The 19,243-nt window shown below is 62.5% G+C and carries 19 protein-coding genes; 7 read left to right on the top strand and 12 right to left on the bottom strand.

The features are described from left to right. Positions 1-53: 53 nt before the first annotated feature. The 4 genes from AB4O16_RS21410 to AB4O16_RS21395 form a co-directional block, all read right to left on the bottom strand. Positions 54-1,106: a beta-keto acid cleavage family enzyme gene (locus AB4O16_RS21410; RefSeq protein ID WP_160387144.1), complete on the bottom strand. Its 1,053-nt coding sequence runs from the start codon at positions 1,104-1,106 to the stop codon at positions 54-56. 86 nt (positions 1,107-1,192) lie between these two features. Next, the gene (locus AB4O16_RS21405; protein ID WP_160387143.1) at positions 1,193-2,041 is read right to left on the bottom strand and encodes a TauD/TfdA dioxygenase family protein; all 849 of its coding nucleotides are present in this window, start codon (positions 2,039-2,041) and stop codon (positions 1,193-1,195) included. Between the two features lie 13 nt (positions 2,042-2,054). Beyond that, complete coding sequence (locus AB4O16_RS21400; protein WP_160387142.1) at positions 2,055-3,035, bottom strand: quinone oxidoreductase family protein; 981 nt, start codon at positions 3,033-3,035, stop codon at positions 2,055-2,057. 107 nt (positions 3,036-3,142) lie between these two features. Next, complete coding sequence (locus AB4O16_RS21395; protein ID WP_460155747.1) at positions 3,143-3,406, bottom strand: hypothetical protein; 264 nt, start codon at positions 3,404-3,406, stop codon at positions 3,143-3,145. Between the two features lie 118 nt (positions 3,407-3,524). Between AB4O16_RS21395 and AB4O16_RS21390 the strand changes: the two genes are divergently transcribed. Further along, positions 3,525-5,441 (top strand): alkaline phosphatase D family protein, encoded by a 1,917-nt coding sequence (locus AB4O16_RS21390; RefSeq protein WP_460155746.1) that lies wholly within the window; start codon positions 3,525-3,527, stop codon positions 5,439-5,441. 2 nt (positions 5,442-5,443) lie between these two features. On the opposite strand, the gene AB4O16_RS21385 is transcribed toward AB4O16_RS21390, so the two are convergent. Continuing rightward, on the bottom strand, positions 5,444-6,532 hold the full coding sequence (locus AB4O16_RS21385) for a hypothetical protein (protein ID WP_460155745.1): 1,089 nt from the start codon (positions 6,530-6,532) through the stop codon (positions 5,444-5,446). A 72-nt stretch (positions 6,533-6,604) separates the two neighbouring features. Between AB4O16_RS21385 and AB4O16_RS21380 the strand changes: the two genes are divergently transcribed. The 3 genes from AB4O16_RS21380 (at position 6,605) to AB4O16_RS21370 (ending at position 7,827) form a co-directional block, all read left to right on the top strand. Beyond that, positions 6,605-7,111, top strand: a complete 507-nt coding sequence (locus AB4O16_RS21380) for a P-loop NTPase family protein (protein WP_460155744.1) — start codon at positions 6,605-6,607, stop codon at positions 7,109-7,111. Between the two features lie 210 nt (positions 7,112-7,321). Further along, a complete protein-coding gene (locus tag AB4O16_RS21375; RefSeq protein WP_056728535.1) occupies positions 7,322-7,576 on the top strand; it encodes a type II toxin-antitoxin system prevent-host-death family antitoxin in 255 nt (84 codons plus the stop codon). Further along, entirely contained in the window at positions 7,573-7,827 is a 255-nt protein-coding gene (locus AB4O16_RS21370) for a Txe/YoeB family addiction module toxin (protein WP_015093589.1), read from the top strand. Before AB4O16_RS21375 ends, AB4O16_RS21370 begins: the two co-directional genes overlap by 4 nt. 8 nt (positions 7,828-7,835) lie before the next feature. Here the strand turns inward: AB4O16_RS21370 and AB4O16_RS21365 are convergent, their stop codons facing one another. Beyond that, positions 7,836-9,011, bottom strand: a complete 1,176-nt coding sequence (locus AB4O16_RS21365; protein ID WP_460155743.1) for an acetylornithine/succinylornithine family transaminase — start codon at positions 9,009-9,011, stop codon at positions 7,836-7,838. Positions 9,012-9,113: 102 nt separating this feature from the next. Between AB4O16_RS21365 and AB4O16_RS21360 the strand changes: the two genes are divergently transcribed. Continuing rightward, positions 9,114-10,031: a LysR family transcriptional regulator gene (locus AB4O16_RS21360; RefSeq protein ID WP_460155742.1), complete on the top strand. Its 918-nt coding sequence runs from the start codon at positions 9,114-9,116 to the stop codon at positions 10,029-10,031. Positions 10,032-10,040: 9 nt separating this feature from the next. Here AB4O16_RS21360 and msrA read toward each other — a convergent pair whose 3' ends face one another. Genes msrA through msrB form a run of 3 tightly spaced genes read right to left on the bottom strand, consistent with a single transcriptional unit; the run spans position 10,041 to position 13,097 of the window. Then, on the bottom strand, positions 10,041-10,748 hold the full coding sequence (gene msrA, locus AB4O16_RS21355) for a peptide-methionine (S)-S-oxide reductase MsrA (protein ID WP_460155741.1): 708 nt from the start codon (positions 10,746-10,748) through the stop codon (positions 10,041-10,043). A gap of 30 nt (positions 10,749-10,778) precedes the next feature. Further along, on the bottom strand, positions 10,779-12,545 hold the full coding sequence (locus AB4O16_RS21350) for a cytochrome c biogenesis protein DipZ (RefSeq protein ID WP_460155740.1): 1,767 nt from the start codon (positions 12,543-12,545) through the stop codon (positions 10,779-10,781). A 33-nt stretch (positions 12,546-12,578) separates the two neighbouring features. Beyond that, positions 12,579-13,097, bottom strand: coding sequence for a peptide-methionine (R)-S-oxide reductase MsrB (gene msrB / locus AB4O16_RS21345; RefSeq protein WP_460155739.1), 519 nt, complete (start codon positions 13,095-13,097; stop codon positions 12,579-12,581). A 274-nt stretch (positions 13,098-13,371) separates the two neighbouring features. Between msrB and AB4O16_RS21340 the strand changes: the two genes are divergently transcribed. Next, positions 13,372-14,091 (top strand): response regulator transcription factor, encoded by a 720-nt coding sequence (locus AB4O16_RS21340; RefSeq protein ID WP_160387132.1) that lies wholly within the window; start codon positions 13,372-13,374, stop codon positions 14,089-14,091. Further along, positions 14,088-15,608 (top strand): sensor histidine kinase, encoded by a 1,521-nt coding sequence (locus tag AB4O16_RS21335; protein ID WP_460155738.1) that lies wholly within the window; start codon positions 14,088-14,090, stop codon positions 15,606-15,608. The genes AB4O16_RS21340 and AB4O16_RS21335 overlap by 4 nt, the downstream gene beginning before the upstream one ends. Positions 15,609-15,746: 138 nt before the next feature. On the opposite strand, the gene AB4O16_RS21330 is transcribed toward AB4O16_RS21335, so the two are convergent. From AB4O16_RS21330 to AB4O16_RS21320, 3 genes are read right to left on the bottom strand one after another with little or no spacing between them, the layout of a single operon-like run. Further along, positions 15,747-16,502, bottom strand: coding sequence for a class II aldolase/adducin family protein (locus AB4O16_RS21330; RefSeq protein ID WP_460155737.1), 756 nt, complete (start codon positions 16,500-16,502; stop codon positions 15,747-15,749). Then, a complete protein-coding gene (locus tag AB4O16_RS21325; RefSeq protein WP_460155736.1) occupies positions 16,499-17,443 on the bottom strand; it encodes a CobW family GTP-binding protein in 945 nt (314 codons plus the stop codon). Before AB4O16_RS21325 ends, AB4O16_RS21330 begins: the two co-directional genes overlap by 4 nt. Further along, positions 17,440-19,188, bottom strand: coding sequence for an amidohydrolase (locus AB4O16_RS21320; RefSeq protein WP_460155735.1), 1,749 nt, complete (start codon positions 19,186-19,188; stop codon positions 17,440-17,442). The genes AB4O16_RS21325 and AB4O16_RS21320 overlap by 4 nt, the downstream gene beginning before the upstream one ends. Positions 19,189-19,243: the final 55 nt, after the last annotated feature.

The raw sequence follows: 19,243 nt of genomic DNA, 5'->3' as shown, positions 1-19,243 counted from the left end.
GCGTGTAACGGTCAGGCGGACGAGAGGTCACGGCCCCTCGTCCCGACCCACGGTCAACCGCGTTGCGGAGTACCTTTCTGCCCAGCCTTGCGGTTGGGGGCCATGCCGTTGGCCAACAGGGTTTCTTCGATGGTTTCGTACTGCACGCCGATGCGGTAGATCTCGCGGGCTTCCTTGCCGGTGGCGATTTCACGGCCCAGTTCGTGGGCAATGCGCACGGTTTGCTGGATCTGGGCAACGGAGCCGAAACGATCGCCCTTGTGGTCAATGATAGTGTCTTCGTTGCCCACACGCGGGTGCATGCCCATGGCCATCGACATGGTGTTGAACGGCATCACGTTCTTCAGCAGCGATTCGGAGGTCAGGGTGCAACCGTCCGGCGCGCGGTGGATGAAGTTGAAGAAGTTGAACGGGTTCGGGCCATCGAAGCCGCCGCCGATGCCGATCCAGGTCAGGTTCAGCGGACCTTTGTAGATACCACGGCGCACCAGGCGCTCGAGGGTTTCCATGGCGTGCATGCCGGTCAGCTGGAAGTGCGGCTGGATGCCGTTGTCCATCAGGCGCTTGAGGTGCTCGGCAACCCAGGCAGGGCCCGCCGGTACGGTCATTTCGCTGTAGGCGGCGTGGATCATCGGGTTGTCCAGGGAGGTGCCTTTGAGGTACTCCGGGTACAACAGCTCCATGATGTTCATTTGCGTGGTGTTGATCGCGACCGTGACCTGATCCGGCTTCGGCGTCAGCTCGGCCAGCATGTGGCGGGTATCGTCGGACAGCCACTTGGCCGCTTCGCCGTCGCTTTCCGGGGCGAAGGAAATCGAGCCGCCGACCTGGATGATCATGTCCGGCACGGCTTCACGCACACCGGCGATCAGCTCGTTGAACTTCGACAGACGCTTGGAACCCTTGCCGTCCAGTTCGCGCACATGCAGGTGCAGCACGGTGGCGCCGGCTTCATAGCAATCGACCGCTTTCTGGACTTGCTCGTCCATGGTCAGCGGGATGTCTTCCGGGAAATCTTCAGGCATCCATTCCGGGCCGTACGGGGCCACGGTGATGACTACCTTTTCCATGTTTTCGGGGTGCAGGGAATCGTCGAAAAATTGCATGGGTTACTCCAGTTCTTATGATTGTCCCGCCCACCCGGAGTCGCGCCGGGCAGGCGTGTTTACGAGAGCGAATGCAGAGGCGTGGATCAGTAAGTCTTGTCGCCGATGATCCCGGCGCGATCCATCTTGCGATGGCAAGGCGGGTAATCCATGACGGCGTAATGCTGGGTACTGCGGTTGTCCCAGATGGCGATGCTGTTGGGCTTCCAGCGCCAGCGCACTTGATACTCGGGGACGTACGCCTGGCTGATCAGGTAGCGCAGCAAATCGCTTGCGCCCGGGTTGGCGTCCTGACCGAAGCGCACCCGCTCAGGGGTGTGGTAGTTGCTCAGGTGAGTGGCGAACGCGTTGACGAACAGCACCTTCTCGCCGGTTTCCGGGTGAGTGCGCACCACCGGGTGCTCGGCATCCGGGAACCTCTCCCTGAGTGCCAGGCGCTTTTCGATCGGCATCGCCGCACCGAAGCTCGCTTCGATGCTGTGGCGCGCACGCAGGTCGGCGATCTTGACCTTCACGTCTTCGGGCAAACGCGCGTAGGCCTCGACCATGTTGGCCCACATGGTGTCACCGCCCACCGGCGGGCACTCCAGGCAACGCAATACACAGCCCATCGGCGGGGCGTCACGCCAGGTGGCGTCGCTGTGCCAGGAGTTTTCGTAGCGGTCCGCCGGCTGGTCCGGACGCTTGTAGATTTGCACCAGACCCGGATGCTCCGGATCGCTGCCGGCCACCGGATGATCCTCCAGCTCGCCGAAACGCCGGGCGAAGGCCACGTGCTCGGCACGGGTGATGTCCTGATCGCGCAGGAACACCACGCGATGCTTGAGCAACTGTGCGCGGATCTCGGCAAACAGGCCGTCGTCATGCACGGCGTCGGCCAGGTTGACGCCGATCAGTTCGGCGCCGATGGTGCAGGTCAATTGTTCGACTTTCATGGCTGGTCGCTCCTTAAATGACGAAAATCGACGAGCCGGTGGTCTTGCGTGACTCAAGGTCGCGATGGGCCTGCACCGCGTCCTGCAAGGCGTAGTGCTGGTTGATCTCGATCTTGATCCGGCCGCTGCCGACGTGGTCGAACAACTCACCGGCCAGCGCGGCTTTTTCGGCCGGGTCGCTGATGTAGTTGGCCAGGGCCGGACGGGTCAGGTACAGCGAACCTTTCATTGCCAGCATCACCGGATCGAACGCCGGGATCGGTCCGGATGCGGTGCCGACGCAGACCATCAGGCCACGGGGCTTCAACGAATCCAGCGAACCCATGAAGGTGTTCTTGCCAACGCTGTCGAACACCACGTTGACGCCCACGCCATCGGTCAGTTCGCGAACGCGAGCGGCGACGTCTTCATGGCTGTAGTTGATCGTATGGTCGCAACCGTGAGCCCGGGCGATTTCCGCCTTTTGCTCGGTCGACACCGTGCCGATCACGTTCAGGCCCAACAGCTTGGCCCACTGCGAAACGATCAGGCCGACACCGCCAGCGGCGGCGTGCAGCAGGATGCTGTCGCCCGGTTTGAAGTCGTAGATGCGGCGCATCAGGTACGAAGACGTCAAGCCGCGCATGGTCATCGCCGCAGCAGTCTCGAAGCTGATGGTTTCCGGCAGCTTGATCAGCGGCGCGGCCGCGATCAGGCGCTCGGTGCTGTAGGCGCCGAGGGTGTTGAGAAAACCGGTGTAGGTGACGCGATCACCGACCTCGACGTTGGTGACCCCTTCACCCACAGCCTGGACGACGCCAGAGGCCTCGACGCCCATGCCGTTGGGCATCGGAATCGGGTAGGTGCCGTTGCGGAAATAGGTGTCGGCATAGTTCAGGCCGACTGCCACATGACGAAGCCGAACCTGACCCGGACCGGGTTCGCCGACTTCGACGTCCTCATAACGTAGAACTTCGGGACCACCGGTTTCGTAAAAGCGTACGGCTTTGGCCATTTTTCTTATTCTCCAATCTGCAATATGGGCGTGTTGCATCGAATTGCGCTGATTGGACTGTAGGACGAGGCCTGTCGGGACGCTTCTCATCAGACGACAATGGCTTTTCATTTGGTGACAGGCGGGTTAGCTCCTTGCTGGCTGTCCGGGGTCTTTTCCTGATTGTTCCCGGTAGCGTCCGGTGCCGGCGGGTTGCTGAACCCGGCCTTGGCGTTTTCCGCCTTGGACTTGTGGATATCGCAGCCCTGCGACTCGCTCACCTGGGTGCAACCGGACTTCTCCAGTTGCTTGCGGTACTTGTCATTGATGGCATGGGCCGGGGATTGGACGAGGAGTAAAACGGCCAATGCCGGCAGGATAATCTTGTACATGGGTGCCTTTCTCCGACTGAAATCGCCGACACACGGCGCGGCAGACTCACTCTAGCCTGTCTCGCCGTCACCTGCGCTATCATCGCCCGCCTCTATGCCCCAAGAGCCTTGACCGCGGATGTCCGAAACACTGCCACTGCCCGACGATCACCCAGCCCTGCCACCGGTCCTGGCCGGCCCGCTGCTGCGGCGCCTGGAGCCCACGCGGCTGGTGCTGTGGCTGGTGGGTTCCCGGGCGCTGGCGTTGACCCTGCGGTTGCAGGGCGTCGGCAATATCCGTCTCGATGCCGGGCAATGTACGGTGATTGCCGCGGGGACTCATGCCTTTGTGCACTTGATCGATGTGCAACTCGATAGCGCCCTGCCCTGCGACGAATTGATCGAATACGACGTGCTGATTGAAGGGGCAGGCATCGCGGATTGGGCGCCGCACTTGCTGTACGGCGCTGCCCGCTGCCCGAACTTCGTCCTGCGTGCACGGGTCGATCAGTTGCTGCACGGCTCCTGCCGCAAGCCGCATCACCCGGCGGCCGACGGCTTGCTGTGCGTCGACCGGTTGCTGGCGCAGGAACACGCCGCCAAAGACCGCCCGGCACTGCTGATGATGACCGGCGATCAGGTCTACGCCGACGACGTCGCAGGGCCGATGTTGCGCGCGGTTCACGCCTTGATCGAGCGTCTGGGCCTGTTCGGTGAGCACCTCGAAGGCGCCGTGGTCAGCGACAGCGCCAGGCTCTACGAGCATCCGGCCAGCTACTACCACCGGGCCGATCTGCTGCCGGCGCTGCAAAGCAATGAAACCCTGCGCGAGCGGTTTTTCGGTGGTGCGCGCAAGCCGATTTTCACCAGCAGCAGCGCCGACAATCATCTGGTGACCTTTGCCGAAGTCATGGCCATGTACTTGTTGGTCTGGTCGCCAGTGCCCTGGACCCTGATCGCACCCCAGCCACCAGCGCTGACACCGGAACGGCTCAAGCGCTACACCCTTGAACAGACGCGCATCGATGCCTTCAAGGCGGGCCTTGGCAATGTCGCGCGGGCACTGGCGCATCTGCCGACGCTGATGATTTTCGACGACCACGACATCACCGATGACTGGAACCTTAGTGCGCAATGGGAGGAAACCGCCTACGGCCATCCGTTCTCCCGACGCATCATCGGCAACGCGCTGCTGGCGTACATGCTGTGCCAGGGCTGGGGCAACAATCCGGATGCGTTCGGTGCCGTGCTGGAAAAGGCCGGCGCGTTGAGCGCCAGCACACACCAGAGTCACCTCGACAGCACGGTTCAGGATGACTTGATCGATGATCTGCTGAAGTTCCAGCACTGGCATTACGTGTTACCGACCACCCCGGCCATGGTGGTGATCGACACCCGCACCCGGCGCTGGCGCAGCGAGATGAACCTCAAGCAGCCTTCCGGCCTGCTCGACTGGGAGGCCCTCAGCGAACTGCAACAGGAACTGCTGGACCACCCCAGCGCGATCATCGTTTCGCCGGCGCCGATCTTCGGCGTCAAACTGATTGAAACCGTGCAGCGGGTATTCAGCTGGTGCGGTTATCCACTGCTGGTGGACGCGGAAAACTGGATGGCCCATCGCGGTGCGGCGCAGGTGATCCTGAACATTTTCCGCCACTCGCGCACGCCGGGTAACTACGTGGTGCTGTCGGGCGATGTGCACTATTGCTTCGTCTACGAAGTGCTGATCCGCCACCGCAAGGCCGGGCCACGCATCTGGCAGATCACCAGCAGCGGCATCAAGAACGAGTTCCCGCCTGCCCTGCTTGAATGGTTCGACCGCCTCAACCGCTGGCTGTACTCACCACGCTCGCCGCTGAACTGGCTGACCAAACGTCGCCGCATGCGCATCGTGCCCCACGTGCCCGAACACGCCGAGGCCGGTGAGCGGCTATGGAACTCGGCGGGCATCGGCCAGGTGTTTTTCAATGACCTGGGGCAGCCGCAGACCATCTATCAGCACAACTCGAACGGCTCGCCGAAGACCCGGATGCTTGCCCCCGAGCACAATGACTGAAGCTATTGGCGATAACACACCAGGCCATTGCCCAAGTCCACCGACAGGCAATCACCCTTCACTTCCAGCTCCAGGGTTTTGAAGACCTCGGACAAATCGCGCATCTGATCGGGGTTGACGCGTTCGTCCCACATCATGTCGATTGCCCGGCTGTGCGCCGCGACATCGAACCATTGCGGGCTCTGATCAGCGCTCGACTTCACCCCGATTTTATTCAGGGTCTTGCCCGCAGGTGCCGGCAGCAGCAATTGCGCTTGCCGTGAATCGGTCCAGCGCTGGTGTTGCTGCGAACCGTCGTCGAACGACCAATAGATATCCACAGGCTTGATCGCCGGCGGTTGGGCAGTCACGCCGTAGAGCAGCGTCAGGATGTAGTTGTGATCAATCTGCGCCAGCGCTTTGCGGGCGTTGCGAAACAACTGTTGCGACTGTGCCAGGCCAAGCTCATCCGGTTTGTCGTAAGTCATTTGACCGGTCGTGCGATCGACCTTCCAGCTCAAGGACAGGGTGCGTGTCTGCGGGGCGATGGCAAACCATTGTGGCGCTTGGTCGGGGCTGCCTTGCAAACCGATCCGGGTCAGGGGGCGTTGCTCGGCATAGGGTACGTAGAGCTGACGGCCCACCGCGTTGTTCCACAACAGTTGGGTGGCCGGCCCCTGTTTGAACTCGAACGTCACCATCACCGGGGCGATGCTCGGCACGGGGCTGGAGCGGGCGTAACGCAGGTTCAGCACATAGTTGTCTTGCGCCTGCCTGAACGTGTCGCCGCCATCGGGCTGATGGGTGTCTTGCAGGTCTGCCAGACTGTGGGTACGACTGAGATTGAACAGCAGGTTTTCAGCGGGCGGTTCGACGGCGTCACTGGTCAGGGTCAGGGTATTGTCGACCTGCTTCCAGTGACCTTTGGCGGAACCTTCGGCACCGGCGTACTCGATGTAGGCCTCAAAGGTGTTGTCAGGCTCCAGCACCAGCTTCGAGCCGATTTCCCTGGCCTGCAATGTGTAATGCCCGGCAATGTCCGGTGCTTGCGTTGCAGCATTTACGCCTGAAACCGTGCCCAACGTCATGAGTAACGCAATTGGAATCCACACCTGATGGAGCTCCTTTCCCTTGAGTGAGCATCGATTCTGCGGGTTCTGCCGATGGGACTCCAGCGAATGAAGATGAAATCTCCAAGCGCATACGAACCGGATCTGACCCGGACCCTGATCATCGGTAATTCCGGGGCCGGCAAAAGCTGGCTGGCCGAAAGACTGGCCGGCCACCTGCAAGTGCCATGGATCGATCTGGATTCTATTCATTGGTTGTCGGACCCGCACAGCATCCCCCGCCCCCGCTCACAGGCACTGGCCATGGCGCGAACCGCAGCCGATGAGGAGCGCTGGGTGATCGAAGGGGTTTACGGCTGGATCGTCAGCGAAATCCTCCACCGCGCCACGGCGTTGATCTGGTTGTGTATTGATGACGTGGAGTGCGTCGCCAACATTCGCCGACGGGAAACACAGGATGACGAACGATTGGTGGCGATGCAGGAGTGGGCGGGCAGCTATCGCGTGCGTGATGACTCAAGTGGGTTTGCGGTGCATCAGCGGTTGTTCGAAGGGTTTCGCGGTACGAAAATCCGGTTGGTGGATCGGGAGGAAACTGCGGCGCTGGTTCATCACTCTTAAGGTTTCGAAGCTGTGGTCGGACATAACCCCTTATGGATGGCATGTAGCTCAGAACGGGATTACATTTTTTCACGGAAACGTCCTGAGGAACATTCGGCGATACTCGATACAAGCGCGGATGCACTTTCCACGTAACAACCACTCGTAGGTATCGCCTTGCCAACATGTACTCATTTCTGTACGTTCTTTGCATCAAGCGAGGACAATCACATGGAAACCATCAACTACACCAACGCACGGGCACATCTGGCGCAAACCATGGACCGGGTGAATGAGGATCGCGCCCCGCTACTGGTAACCCGTCAGAAAGGCGAGCCGGTAGTGATGATGTCATTGGCCGAATACAACGCTCTCGAAGAGACAGCCTATCTGCTGCGCTCCCCAGCCAACGCTGAACGCCTGATCAAATCAATCGGTAACCTGCGAGCTGGCAAAACCAAAACCAGGCAACTGATTGAAGAATGAATATCGAGTTCACTCCTGAAGCCTGGGACGATTATCTCTGGTTCCAGCAGAACGATAAGGCAGGGCTCAAACGTATCAACCTGCTGATCAAAGCTATCCAGCGCGAGCCTTTCGACGGTCTGGGAAAACCCGAACCGCTCAAACATAACTTGAGCGGATTCTGGTCACGCCGGATTACGGCTGAACATCGTCTGGTCTACGCCGTTGAAGATGGCGAAATACGCGTCGTGATGTGCAGATACCACTACTGAGCATTGCCTCAGCCCGCTTTCACCACACCACTCACCCCCCTGACAATCATCTCCACCTCCCGCTCATCAAGGGTCAACGGCGGTAGCAGGCGAATGGTTTTCCCCCGCGTGACGTTGATCAGCAAACCATGATCCCTTGCGGCGATCAGGCTCAAATCGCGGATCGATTGCTTGAGTTCGATGCCGATCATCAGGCCCTGCCCCCGGATCGCCAGGATATTCGGATTGCCCGCCAACTCTGTGTGCAGTCTGTCGAGCAGGCGCGCGCCCTGAAGCCGGGCGTTTTGCAGCAGCCCTTGTTCTTCAACGATCTCCAGCACGGTGCAAGCGACCCGGCAGGCCAGCGGATTACCGCCGAAGGTGCTGCCGTGGCTGCCCGGCGTGAAGAGTTCGGCCGCCTTGCCACGGGCCAGGCATGCGCCGATGGGCACGCCGTTGCCCAGGCCCTTGGCCAGGGTCATGACGTCCGGGATGATGCCTTCGTGTTGGAAGGCGAACCACTGGCCGGTGCGGCCGATGCCGGTCTGGATTTCATCGAGCATCAACAGCCATGAGCGCCGGTTGCACAGTTCGCGCACGGCCTTCAGATAACCCGGTGGCGCCAGTTGCACACCGCTTTCGCCCTGGATCGGCTCCATCAGGATCGCCACGATCCGTGAACCGTGGGCCTGCTGCACCTTGTCCAGCGCGTCGAAGTCACCGAACGGCACCTTGACGAAATCCCCCGGCAGTTTGTTGAAACCCAGGCGAACCGCCGGGCCATCGCTGGCCGACAAGGTGCCGAGGGTGCGGCCATGGAATGCGTTCTCCATGACCACCACCAGCGGCTGCTCGATGCCTTTGTGCCAGCCATGCAGCCGGGCGATTTTCAGTGCGGTTTCGTTGGCTTCGGCCCCGGAGTTGTTGAAAAACGCCCGGTCCATGCCCGCCAGCCGAGTCAGCTTCTGCGCCAGCCGTAGTTGCCAGTCGATGCTGTAGAGGTTCGACGTGTGCAGCAGCAACCCGGCCTGCTCAGTAATCGCGGCAACGATTTTCGGGTGGGAGTGGCCGACGTTGGTCACCGCCACACCGGCAACCGCATCCAGGTATTCGCGACCGGCCTGATCCCACAGGCGAGTGCCCAGGCCCTTGTTGAAACTCAAGGCCAAGGGTTGGTAAGTGCTCATCAGGCAGGCGGCGGTCATGACATCAAGCTCCAGCAGGGGTCGGTGTTTTTGCAGTATGGTTAGCCACCGAAGCTGGATAAACGCTGTAAAACTTCAATCATTTAAAAGCTGGGCTTGATAATGGATCTGTTCCAGGCAATGACCGTCTACGTCAAAGTGGTGGAAACCGGCAGCATGACCGCCGCCGCTTTGCAGTGCGAAATGTCCACGACCATGGTCGGCAATCACCTCAAGGCCCTGGAGCAGCGGCTGGGTGTGCGCCTGCTCAACCGCACGACACGGCGCCAGCGGCTCACCGAATTCGGTACCGCGTATTACCAGCGCTGTCTCGAAGTATTGGGATTGGTGGCCGATTCCGAGCGCCTGGCCGAACAGGCGCTGGACGAACCGAGCGGCATCTTGCGCATCACCGCCCCCTTGACCTTCGGCACCGAGCGCCTGGCGCCGGCACTGAGTGAATTCAGCCTGCAACACCCGCGGGTAAAGCTCGACGTGGTGCTGACCAACCGGCGTCCGGATTTGCTGGAAAACGGTCTCGATGTGGCGTTTCGCCTGGGCGCACTTGAGCCCTCCAACCTGATCGCCCGCCCGCTGATCGACTACACCCTGACCATGTGCGCGTCACCGCAATACCTGGCCCGGCGCGGCACGCCGCAAACGCCTGAGGACCTGCGACACCACGACTGCCTGTCCTTCGCCTATCCGGCCGGCGATGACTGGCAATCGGTGCAAAAGGAATGGCGCCTGGCAGGCCCCGATGGCGAAGTCAGCGTGGGGGTCGGCGGGCCGATGCTGATCAACAGTTCGGCCGGCCTGCATCAAGCGGCGCGTACCGGCATGGGCATCGTGATGATGCCCGACGCCCTGGTCGAGCAGGACCTCAAGGACGGAAAGCTGCTGGCCTTGATGCCCGATTACTGCCCGCCCAGCCGACCGATGCACCTGGTCTATGCCCAGGATCGCCACCGGTTGCCGAAACTGCGGCGCTTCGTCGAATTCGCCGTACAGAAGTGGGGCAAGCACCCCTCGGCCGAATAGGTCATGCATTCACATCCCCGCCTTCACCAGTACCGGCTGTTCCTGATAACGATCCGGGTACAGCTGCTTCAACTGCGCGACCTTCGGCAGATCGTTGATCACGATGTACGGATAGGTCGGATGCTCGGTCAGGAAGTCCTGATGCTCTTCCTCCGCCGGGTAGAAACCGTTGAAGGTTTCGAGCTTGGTCACGATCGGTTTGTCGAACGCATGGGCGGCGTCGAGCTGAGTGATGTAGGCCTGCGCGACCCGCTGCTGCTCGGGGCTTTTGGTAAAGACCGCCGAACGATACTGGGTGCCGCTGTCCGGTCCCTGACGATTGAGTTCGGTCGGGTTGTGCGCCACTGAAAAGTAGATCTGCAGCAAGGTGCCGTAGCTGACTTGGGCTGGATCGAAAGTGACTTCGACCGATTCCGCATGGCCGGTATTACCGTCGCTGACACGCTCGTACTGTGCGGTATTGGCCGCACCGCCTGCGTAGCCGGAGACGGCGTTCTTCACACCTTTGACATGCTGGAACACACCTTGAACACCCCAGAAGCAGCCGCCGGCGAACACCGCGGTTTCGCTGCGGGCCTGGGTGGTTTCGTCGAGGGCCGGTGGTGGAATGATCACCGCCTCTTCGGCGCCGCCGAAGGAGAAGGCCGAGCATTGGCTGATGATGCCGGCAGCCGCCAACCCCAGCAGGGTACGGCGCCAGGTAAAGAGGGTTTTCATGGGGCGAACTCCTGAAGCGTTGGAAAGTAATCAGCCGAAGGTGAAGGCGTAAGCCGACGCGCCCGGATCAAGAAACTCGATGCTGAAAGTCCGGTCGGTCACGCCACCGTTCTGCCGCACCAGTTGATACAAGCGCTGGTCAGTCACGGTGCCGCTGCCATCGGGGGCCACGTCCATGCCGTGGTCAGCGCCCGGCGCCTTGCCGTCGATCAGCACCTTGAACCGCACCGGTTTGCCATCGCCGCCTGGGCCGAGCACCAAATGCAAATCACGGGCGTGGAAGCGATAGACGATGCGGCTGGCGGGTGCGTTGGCCGTGGCCCGCTCCGCGCCGACATGCCATTGGCCACCCAGACTCCAGTCGTTGAGGGCCAGTTGCGCCGGCGGGTTGTAGGCCGCGACCTTGTCCGGTACCAGTGCGGTTTCCGGTACGAAATGTTCTGCGCGCTGATAACCGACGTAGGTTTCCGTCGACTGCACTTCGTTGCTGTCCGGGGCCATTTGCACGCCGTCAGCCTTGGCATTGATCAGCCCGTCCGAGACCTTGGCGGCGCCGGCTTCACGCAGCAGTTGCTGGATGACCCGCTCCGATTCGTCGTACGCGCCTTCGCCAAAATGGTGATAACGGATGCGGCCTTGGGCATCAGCAAAATAGTGCGCCGGCCAGTATTCGTTGTTGAAGGCGCGCCAGATCTTGAACTCGTTGTCGATGGCCACCGGGTAGTTGATGCCCAGGTCCTTCATGGCTTTGGTGACGTTGTTGACGTCGCGTTCGAAGGCAAACTCCGGTGCGTGCACGCCGATTACCACCAGGCCCTGATCGCGATACTTCTCGGCCCAGGCTTTCACATAGGGCAGCGAACGCAGGCAGTTGATGCAGGAGTAGGTCCAGAAATCCACCAGCACCACCTTGCCCTTCAGCGCCTGGGCATCGAGGGGTGGCGAGTTGAGCCATTGCACGGCGCCATCCAGCGGCGGCAGGTTGCCTTCGACCGGCAAGGTGCCCGGGGTTTTGTCAGCCACTTGCACCGCGCCCTCGGCGACTGTATTCGGCGCCGCGCTGTTACGCGGCGATTTGCCGCTTAGTTTCTCCACCAACGCTTGCTCGATTCCGCCAGTCGAGGCTGTGGAAAACTTCGCCAGTACCCCGGTATCCAGCCCCAGGGCAATCGCCGCCACACCGGCCAGCATCGCCGCGCCGAGACCGCGACGGACCCACTCGCCGGCGCCAATCGAGCGCTTCATCGCCGTGAAAACCTTACCGCCCAACAGCAACGCCAGCGCAAGGGAAGTGGCAGCACCGGCGGCATAGGCCAGCAGCAAAAAGGTGGTCTGGATGCTGGCGCCTTGCAGCGCTGCACCGGTCAGCAGCAAACCGAGGATCGGCCCGGCGCAGGGCGCCCACAACAGGCCGGTGGCCACGCCGATCAGGAACGACGCACCGGGACGCGGCCGCGCATCCGCACCCGCCGCTTCCGACAATCGACTACCCGCCGCGACCAGCGGCCGGGTCAGGCGCTCGGCCAGTTGCGGCAGCAACAGGGTCAGACCGAACAACGCGACGAACACCAGCGCCAGCCAGCGCCCGTACTGGTTGAGTTGCACCACCCAGCCGCCGCCCACCGCCGCCAACGTGGCAACCAGCGCGAACGTCAGTGCCATCCCCACCAGCAGCGGCAATCCGCTTTTGGCGAAAGGTTGTCCGGTGCGGGCGAAGACAAACGGCAGCACCGGCAGAATGCACGGGCTGACAATCGTCAGCACACCACCGAGATAAGCGAGGACCAGCAGCCACATGGCGATTACCTGCAAAATGTGAGTAGAGGGGAATCAAACCGTCGTCGGCACGAATTTCATCGCCAAACCGTTCATGCAGTAACGCAGGCCGGTGGGTTTCGGGCCGTCGTCAAAGACATGGCCCAGATGCCCGCCGCAGCGCCGGCAGTGAACTTCCTCGCGGACCATGCCGAACGCACGGTCCTGACGGGTGGCCACGGCCTTGTCCAGCGGTGCCCAGAAACTCGGCCAGCCGGTGCGGCTGTCGAACTTGGTGGCAGAAGAAAACAGCGGCAGGTCACAACCGGCACAGGCAAAAGTGCCGTCGCGGTGCTCGTTGTTCAACGGGCTGCTGTAGGCCCGTTCGGTGCCCTCTTCGCGCAGGATGTCGTACTGCTCGTCGCTCAGGATCGCGTGCCATTCGCTGTCGCTGTGGGTCACTTCGAACGCCTCGGCCGCACTGGCCTCGCTGATCAATGCGGTGCCTGTGGAAAACTTTGGCAACAGGCCGATCGCCAGGGCTGCAACCCCAAGCCCGCCGCCTGCTACGAGAAATTGCCGTCGTGAAAACATGCTCGCCTCCCAAAAATCCAGGGGTGTTTCATGGAACACAGCCTAGGCTTTGGGTGATCGCCAAATCCTCACGGGAAGTTAAACAATTCGTGATAACTCGGGCGCCGAAAAACCCGCACAATGCGCATGCCACTACTGTAGGAGCGAGCTCGCTCGCGATGGAGGCCAACGATGACGCGGGATTTCTGACGCCCCGCGGCGTCCTCAGGTTTTTCGCGAGCAGGCTCGCTCCTACAGGGGGCATTACGCACAATGCGCCGAAGGATTGACCTGGATGGAACAGACCAAACGCGTCCTCGTGGTCGAGGACGACCAGCACATCGCCGACCTGATCTGCCTGCATCTGCGCGATGAGCAGTTCGAGGTGGTGCACAGCGCCGACGGCGATGAAGGCATGCGCCTGCTGCAGCAAGGCAACTGGGACGCACTGGTCCTCGACCTGATGCTGCCCGGCGTCGACGGCCTGGAGATCTGCCGCCGCGCCCGGGCGATGGCGCGCTACACGCCGATCATCATCACCAGTGCGCGCTCCAGCGAAGTGCACCGGATTCTCGGCCTCGAGCTGGGCGCCGACGACTACCTGGCCAAGCCGTTTTCCATGCTTGAGCTGGTGGCCCGGGTCAAGGCGCTGTTGCGCCGGGTCGATGCCATGGCGCGCAACCTGAAGATGGACGCCGGCAGCCTGCTCATCGACGGCCTGGCCATCGACCCGATCACTCGCGAAGTGGCCCTCGATGGACGGCGCCTGGACCTCACGCCCCGGGAGTTCGACTTGCTGTATTTCTTCGCCCGTCAGCCCGGCAAGGTGTTTTCGCGCATGGACCTGCTCAATGCCGTGTGGGGCTACAGCCACGAAGGCTACGAGCACACGGTCAACACCCACATCAACCGCCTGCGCGCCAAGATCGAGACCGATCCCGCGCAGCCGGTGCGCATCCTCACGGTCTGGGGCCGCGGCTACAAATTCGCCACCGGTGAGGAGCCGCAGCCATGAGGCTGACCCTGACGCAACGCCTGTCCCTGGTGTTCGCCGTGCTGCTGCTGGTGTGCTGCGGCACCTCGGCGTGGATGCAGGTGCGCGCCAACCAGATGCACGAGCAGGAAGTGGTGCAAGGCTTGTCCCGCGACCTGGCGCAGCACATCGCCAGTGACACGGTGCTGATGGACACCCAGGGCCTGATGCCTAACGCCGTACGCGACCTGTTCAGCAAGCTGATGCAGGTCAACCCGAGCGTCGAGGTGTACCTGCTCGACTCCCAGGGCAAGATTGTCGGCAGCGCCGCGCCCGAGGGCCGGATTCGTCGCGAGCAGGTCGACATCGCGCCGATCCAGCGCCTGTTGCGCGGCGATGCCCTGCCGATTCTCGGCGACGATCCGCGCAGCCTCGATGCGCGCAAGGTATTCAGCGCGGCACCGCTGAAGGTTGATGGCAAGCCGGCCGGTTATCTCTACGTGGTGCTGCTCGGTGAGGATCACGATCGCCTGGCCGAACGTGGCGCGACCAGCGCGGCGCTCAACACCGCCCTGCTGTCCATCGGGCTGGTGGCGCTGCTGTGCCTGATTGCCGGTCTCACCGCGTTTGCCCTGATCACCCGGCCGTTGCGGCGCCTCACCGACACCGTCAGCCAGTTCGACATCGACGGCGTTCCGGTTACCCCGGCCCTGCCCGTCGCGGTGGAGAAAACCGCCAGCCACGATGAGATCGCCATCCTCGACGCCACGTTCCGGCAGATGCAGGCACGCCTGGGCGAGCAATGGCGCTCATTGACCCGGCAGGATCAAGAGCGCCGCGAACTGGTGGCGAACATCTCCCACGACTTGCGCACGCCGCTGGCCTCGTTGCACGGTTATCTGGAAACCCTGTCGCTCAAGGACGCCACGCTGTCCCCCGCCGACCGCCGTCGCTATCTGGGCATCGCCCTGGACCAGAGTCGCAAAGTGGGTGGTCTGGCGCAGTCGCTGCTGGAGCTTGTGCGGCTGGAGCACGGTTTCGTGCAACCGGTGCTGGAGCGTTTTTCCCTGACGGACCTCGCCCAGGACATCTTCCAGAAGTTCGAACTCACCGCCGAAGCACGCAAGGTCGAACTCAAGGCCACGTTCGCGCCAAATGCCTCCGCCGCCTGCGCGGATCTGGGGTTGATCGAGCGGGTGCTGACCAACCTGTTCGACAACGCCCTGCGCCATACCCCGGCCGGTGGCGAAGTCGAACTGGGCCTGCGCCCGCAGGGGGCATTCATCGAAGTCACGGTCAGCGACACCGGGCCGGGGATTGCCCCGGAACTGCGCGAAGGGTTGTTTCTGCGCCCGTTCAATATCGGCGGCGCACGGCGTGATGGCGGGTTGGGGCTGCGGATCGTGCATCGCATCCTGCAATTGCATGGGCGCGAGATTCAGTTGATCGATGTGCCGGGGCGTGGGGCGACATTCAGGTTTTCGTTGCCGATCGATGAGGAGACAGCGACGGCGTTGGCTGAGCGGTCGATGAACCTCAATACACCGAGGCAGGCCTGACGGACCGAGGCGCCTGCATCGCGGGCAAGCCACGCTCCCACAGGATCCCGGTTGTTCGCGGGATTTGCGTACACCCACAACCCCTGTAGGAGCTGGCTTGCCAGCGATGAGGCCAGCCCAGACAACCGAGAGCCTGGATCAGTCCCGATACCCCGGCGCCACTCGCTCCAGCAGTCGCAACAATGCAGCCCAGGCCAATTGCATCGCATCCGGATCAGCCAGCTCCCCCTCGTCCAGCGGCCGCCCCGGGTCGTTGAACTGGCGCTCGGTGTGTTCACACACCTCGGCCGAGGGCAGCACGACCTCTCCCGCCGCCATGGCCGTCAACTGGATTTCACAGGCCTTCTCCAGGTAGTACATGCGCATGAACGCCTGCCCCACCGTTTCGCCGACGGTCAGCAAACCATGGTTGCGCAGCATCAGTACCGACTTGTCGCCCAGGTCTGCCACCAGGCGTTGTTGCTCGCTCAGATCCAGCGCCACGCCTTCGTAGTCGTGGTAAGCGACGCGGCCATGGAACTCCATGGAAATCTGGTTCACCGGCAACAACCCGCACTGCAACGCCGCCACCGCGCACCCGGACCTGGTGTGGGTGTGCAGCACGCATTGCGCATCTTCGCGGGCGCCGTGGATGGCGCTGTGGATCACGAATCCGGCCGGGTTGACCGGGTACGGCGATGGCTCCACGGCATGGCCATCGAGGTCGATTTTCACCAGGTTCGACGCGGTGATCTCATCAAACATCAGCCCATAAGGGTTGATCAGGAAATGATGCTCCGGCCCCGGAATGCGCACCGAGATGTGGGTGAAGATCAGGTCGGTCATGCGAAAGTGCGCCACCAGTCGATAACAGGCGGCCAGTTCTTCACGCAAGCGTTGTTCTGTCGGGCTCATGCGGTCTCCTTCAGCGTACAGGCCTCAAGTCCCTCCCCCAATGCGTCCCAGCCGTCGAAGCCACGACGGGCGATGAACACCAGGCGTGTGGTGACCGCCTGCGCTTCATCCGTGGCCGGCAAAAACTGACTGCGTGTGCCGACGTGTTGCAGCCAGTGCGCCTTGTTGCCTTGCGCCAGCTTGACCAGCCCTTTGACCCGGAACACATCGCTGGGCAATGCCTGCAACCAGGCGCGCAAGCCATCAGTATCGAGGGGTTTGTCGCTCTGCCACAGCCAACTGCTGAACATCTCGCCGTGATCGCCGTCGGACACCCGCGTCAGCGGTTTCACTGTGCGCGGCTCAAGCTCCAGATCGGTGTCGAGCCACAGCGCATCGGGCAATTGCGCCTGCACGCTTTCATGCACTCGCGTCCGCAGGCCCAACGCCTCGCGCAACGCCTGCAACTGCGGTTCATCAACCAGATCGGTCTTGTTCAACAGCAGCAAGTCGGCGGCCGCCACCTGCGCCCGCGCCAGTCGTGCGTACTCACCGTCGAGTTGCAGATGACGGGTCGCGTCGACCACGGTAATCACCATGTCCAGTTGCATCTGGCTGCGCAGTTGCGGGTAGGCCAGGGTCTGCACGATGCGCTGCGGGTCGGACACGCCGCTGCACTCGATGACGATGCGTTCCAACCTTGGTTCAAGCTGCGCCAGGCTGCCCAGTTGCGCCAGCAGGTCTTCCTGCACGGTGCAGCAGATGCAGCCGTTTTGCAGGCTGTACACCGCGTCGGTGACTTCGGAAACGATGGCCGCATCGATGTTCAGCTCACCGAAATCGTTGACGATCACCGCCAGTCGGCTGCCTTCGGCACGGCGCACCATGCGGTTGAGCAACGTGGTTTTACCGGCGCCGAGGAAACCCGAGACGACGGTCACGGCGATTCGTTGGGAAGTCATTCTGCCTTGCCCTCCAGCACCGGTGGTTCGCCCTGCCACACGGCCTTGAGACCGAGCGATTCCAGCGTCGAGTGGCGGTCGTAAACCAGTTGCCCTTCGACGAAGGTCAGCAGCACCTGAGTCTTGTGGATGTAGTTGCGCGCAGGTGCGGCGAACAGGTCACGGTCGATCACGATCAGGTCCGCTGCCTTGCCCACCTGCAAGCTGCCGGTGCTGTGTTCCAGGCCCATGGCGATCGCGCCGTTGCTGGTGATCACGCTCAGCGCCTGTTCGAGGCTGATCGGGTCGCCGAAGCAGGCCGGGTCGTCGTTCCACGGGTTCTGCCGGGTGATCATGGTTTCCAGCGCCAGCCACGGGTCGATGGACGCCACCGGCCAGTCGGTGCCCATCACTGCGGTGCCGCCGGCGGCGAGCACGCCCTTGAAATCGTAGATGCGCTTGAGACGTTCCTGGCCGTAACCGGAGCGCGCACCGCTGGCGAATGGCGTCGGGTACCAGGCGGCCGGAGAGAATTCGGCGATGACATTCAGCTCCTTGAAGCGCGGCAGGTTGCCGGGGTGCAGCAAGGTGCTGTGGGCGCACTGGTGGCGCACGCCGCTGAAACCGTTGCGACGACGGGCCTCGGCCACGGCATCGAGGAACACGTCGGAGGCGCCGTCGCCGGTGCAGTGGGCGATCACGCGGATGCCCTTGCGGTCCATGTCCACCACCATGTCGGTGATGTGTTCCGGGGTCAGGTTGAGCTTGCCGCGCCAGCTCTTTTCCTCTGGCCACGGGGTCAGCAGGTACGAAGACTTCGGCTCCACGGTGCCGTCGAAGTGGAACTTCACCGCGTTGGCGCTCAGGCGTGCGCTGCGGTAGTAGTGACGCTCGCCGGCCAGCAGTTCCCAGCGGCGACGCACCGGAAAAATGTCGTCCTGCCAACTGATCGCCGCTTCGATGCGCACGGTCAGCTCGCCGCTGTCGTCCAGCTCCTTGAGCGCTTGCAAGCGCTGTTCGCAGACGTGCACGTACTTGCTCGCCGTGACGCCGCGCGAACTCTGGAAATGCACGCCATCGCGATAGGCGCGGCGCAGCACGCTGACCGAGGTCGGCGGCATGGCGGCGTGGATCATCGCGTAGGCGCCGTCGATCATCAGGCCGGTGGGTTCGCCGGTCAGCTCGTCACGCTCGAAATAGCCGTTGCGCGGATCAGAGGTGTTGCCATCGATGCCGGCCAGTTCCAGGGCCTTGGAGTTGACCATCATGGTGCCCCACATGCGGTCGAGCAGCGCCACCGGACGGTCCGGCATGACGCTGTCGAGCCAGGCGCGGCCCGGGGTCAGGCCGGCTTCGCGGAAGGTGTAGCGCACCCAGTATTGACCGTAGATCCAGCCATCGCCGGGATGGCTGTCGGCGTAGGCTAGGATGCTTTCGCGCAGTTGCTCCGGAGTCGGGTCTTCGATGCCGACGTCGAGGTCATCGGCGTAGCGCGGCGCCAGCGCGAGGTCGGGGTGAGTGTGCATGTCGTGCAGGCCCGGCATGCAGAACGCGCCTTGCAGGTCATGCACGCGGGTGTTCGGGCCCTTGAACATTTCGATCTGGCCGAGGCTGGCAACGCCGATCAACTTGCCGTCGCGGATCGCCACGGCCTCGGCCCACGGGTTGGCCGGGTCCTGGGTGTAGATACGCCCATTGGCGAGGATCAGGTCGGCGTAGGTCCCCTGCGCGGAATGGGTAGAGGAAAAGTTATCGGACTCAGCCATGTAAGCCACCTTTGAGTTCAGGAGATTGAAAGGTCTACCGGGCACTGTGCGTGTT

The organism is Pseudomonas sp. S2_H10 (assembly GCF_054668285.1).
The sequence above is the reverse complement of the archived record's forward strand: the minus strand, read 5'-3'. Positions and strand labels throughout refer to the sequence as shown.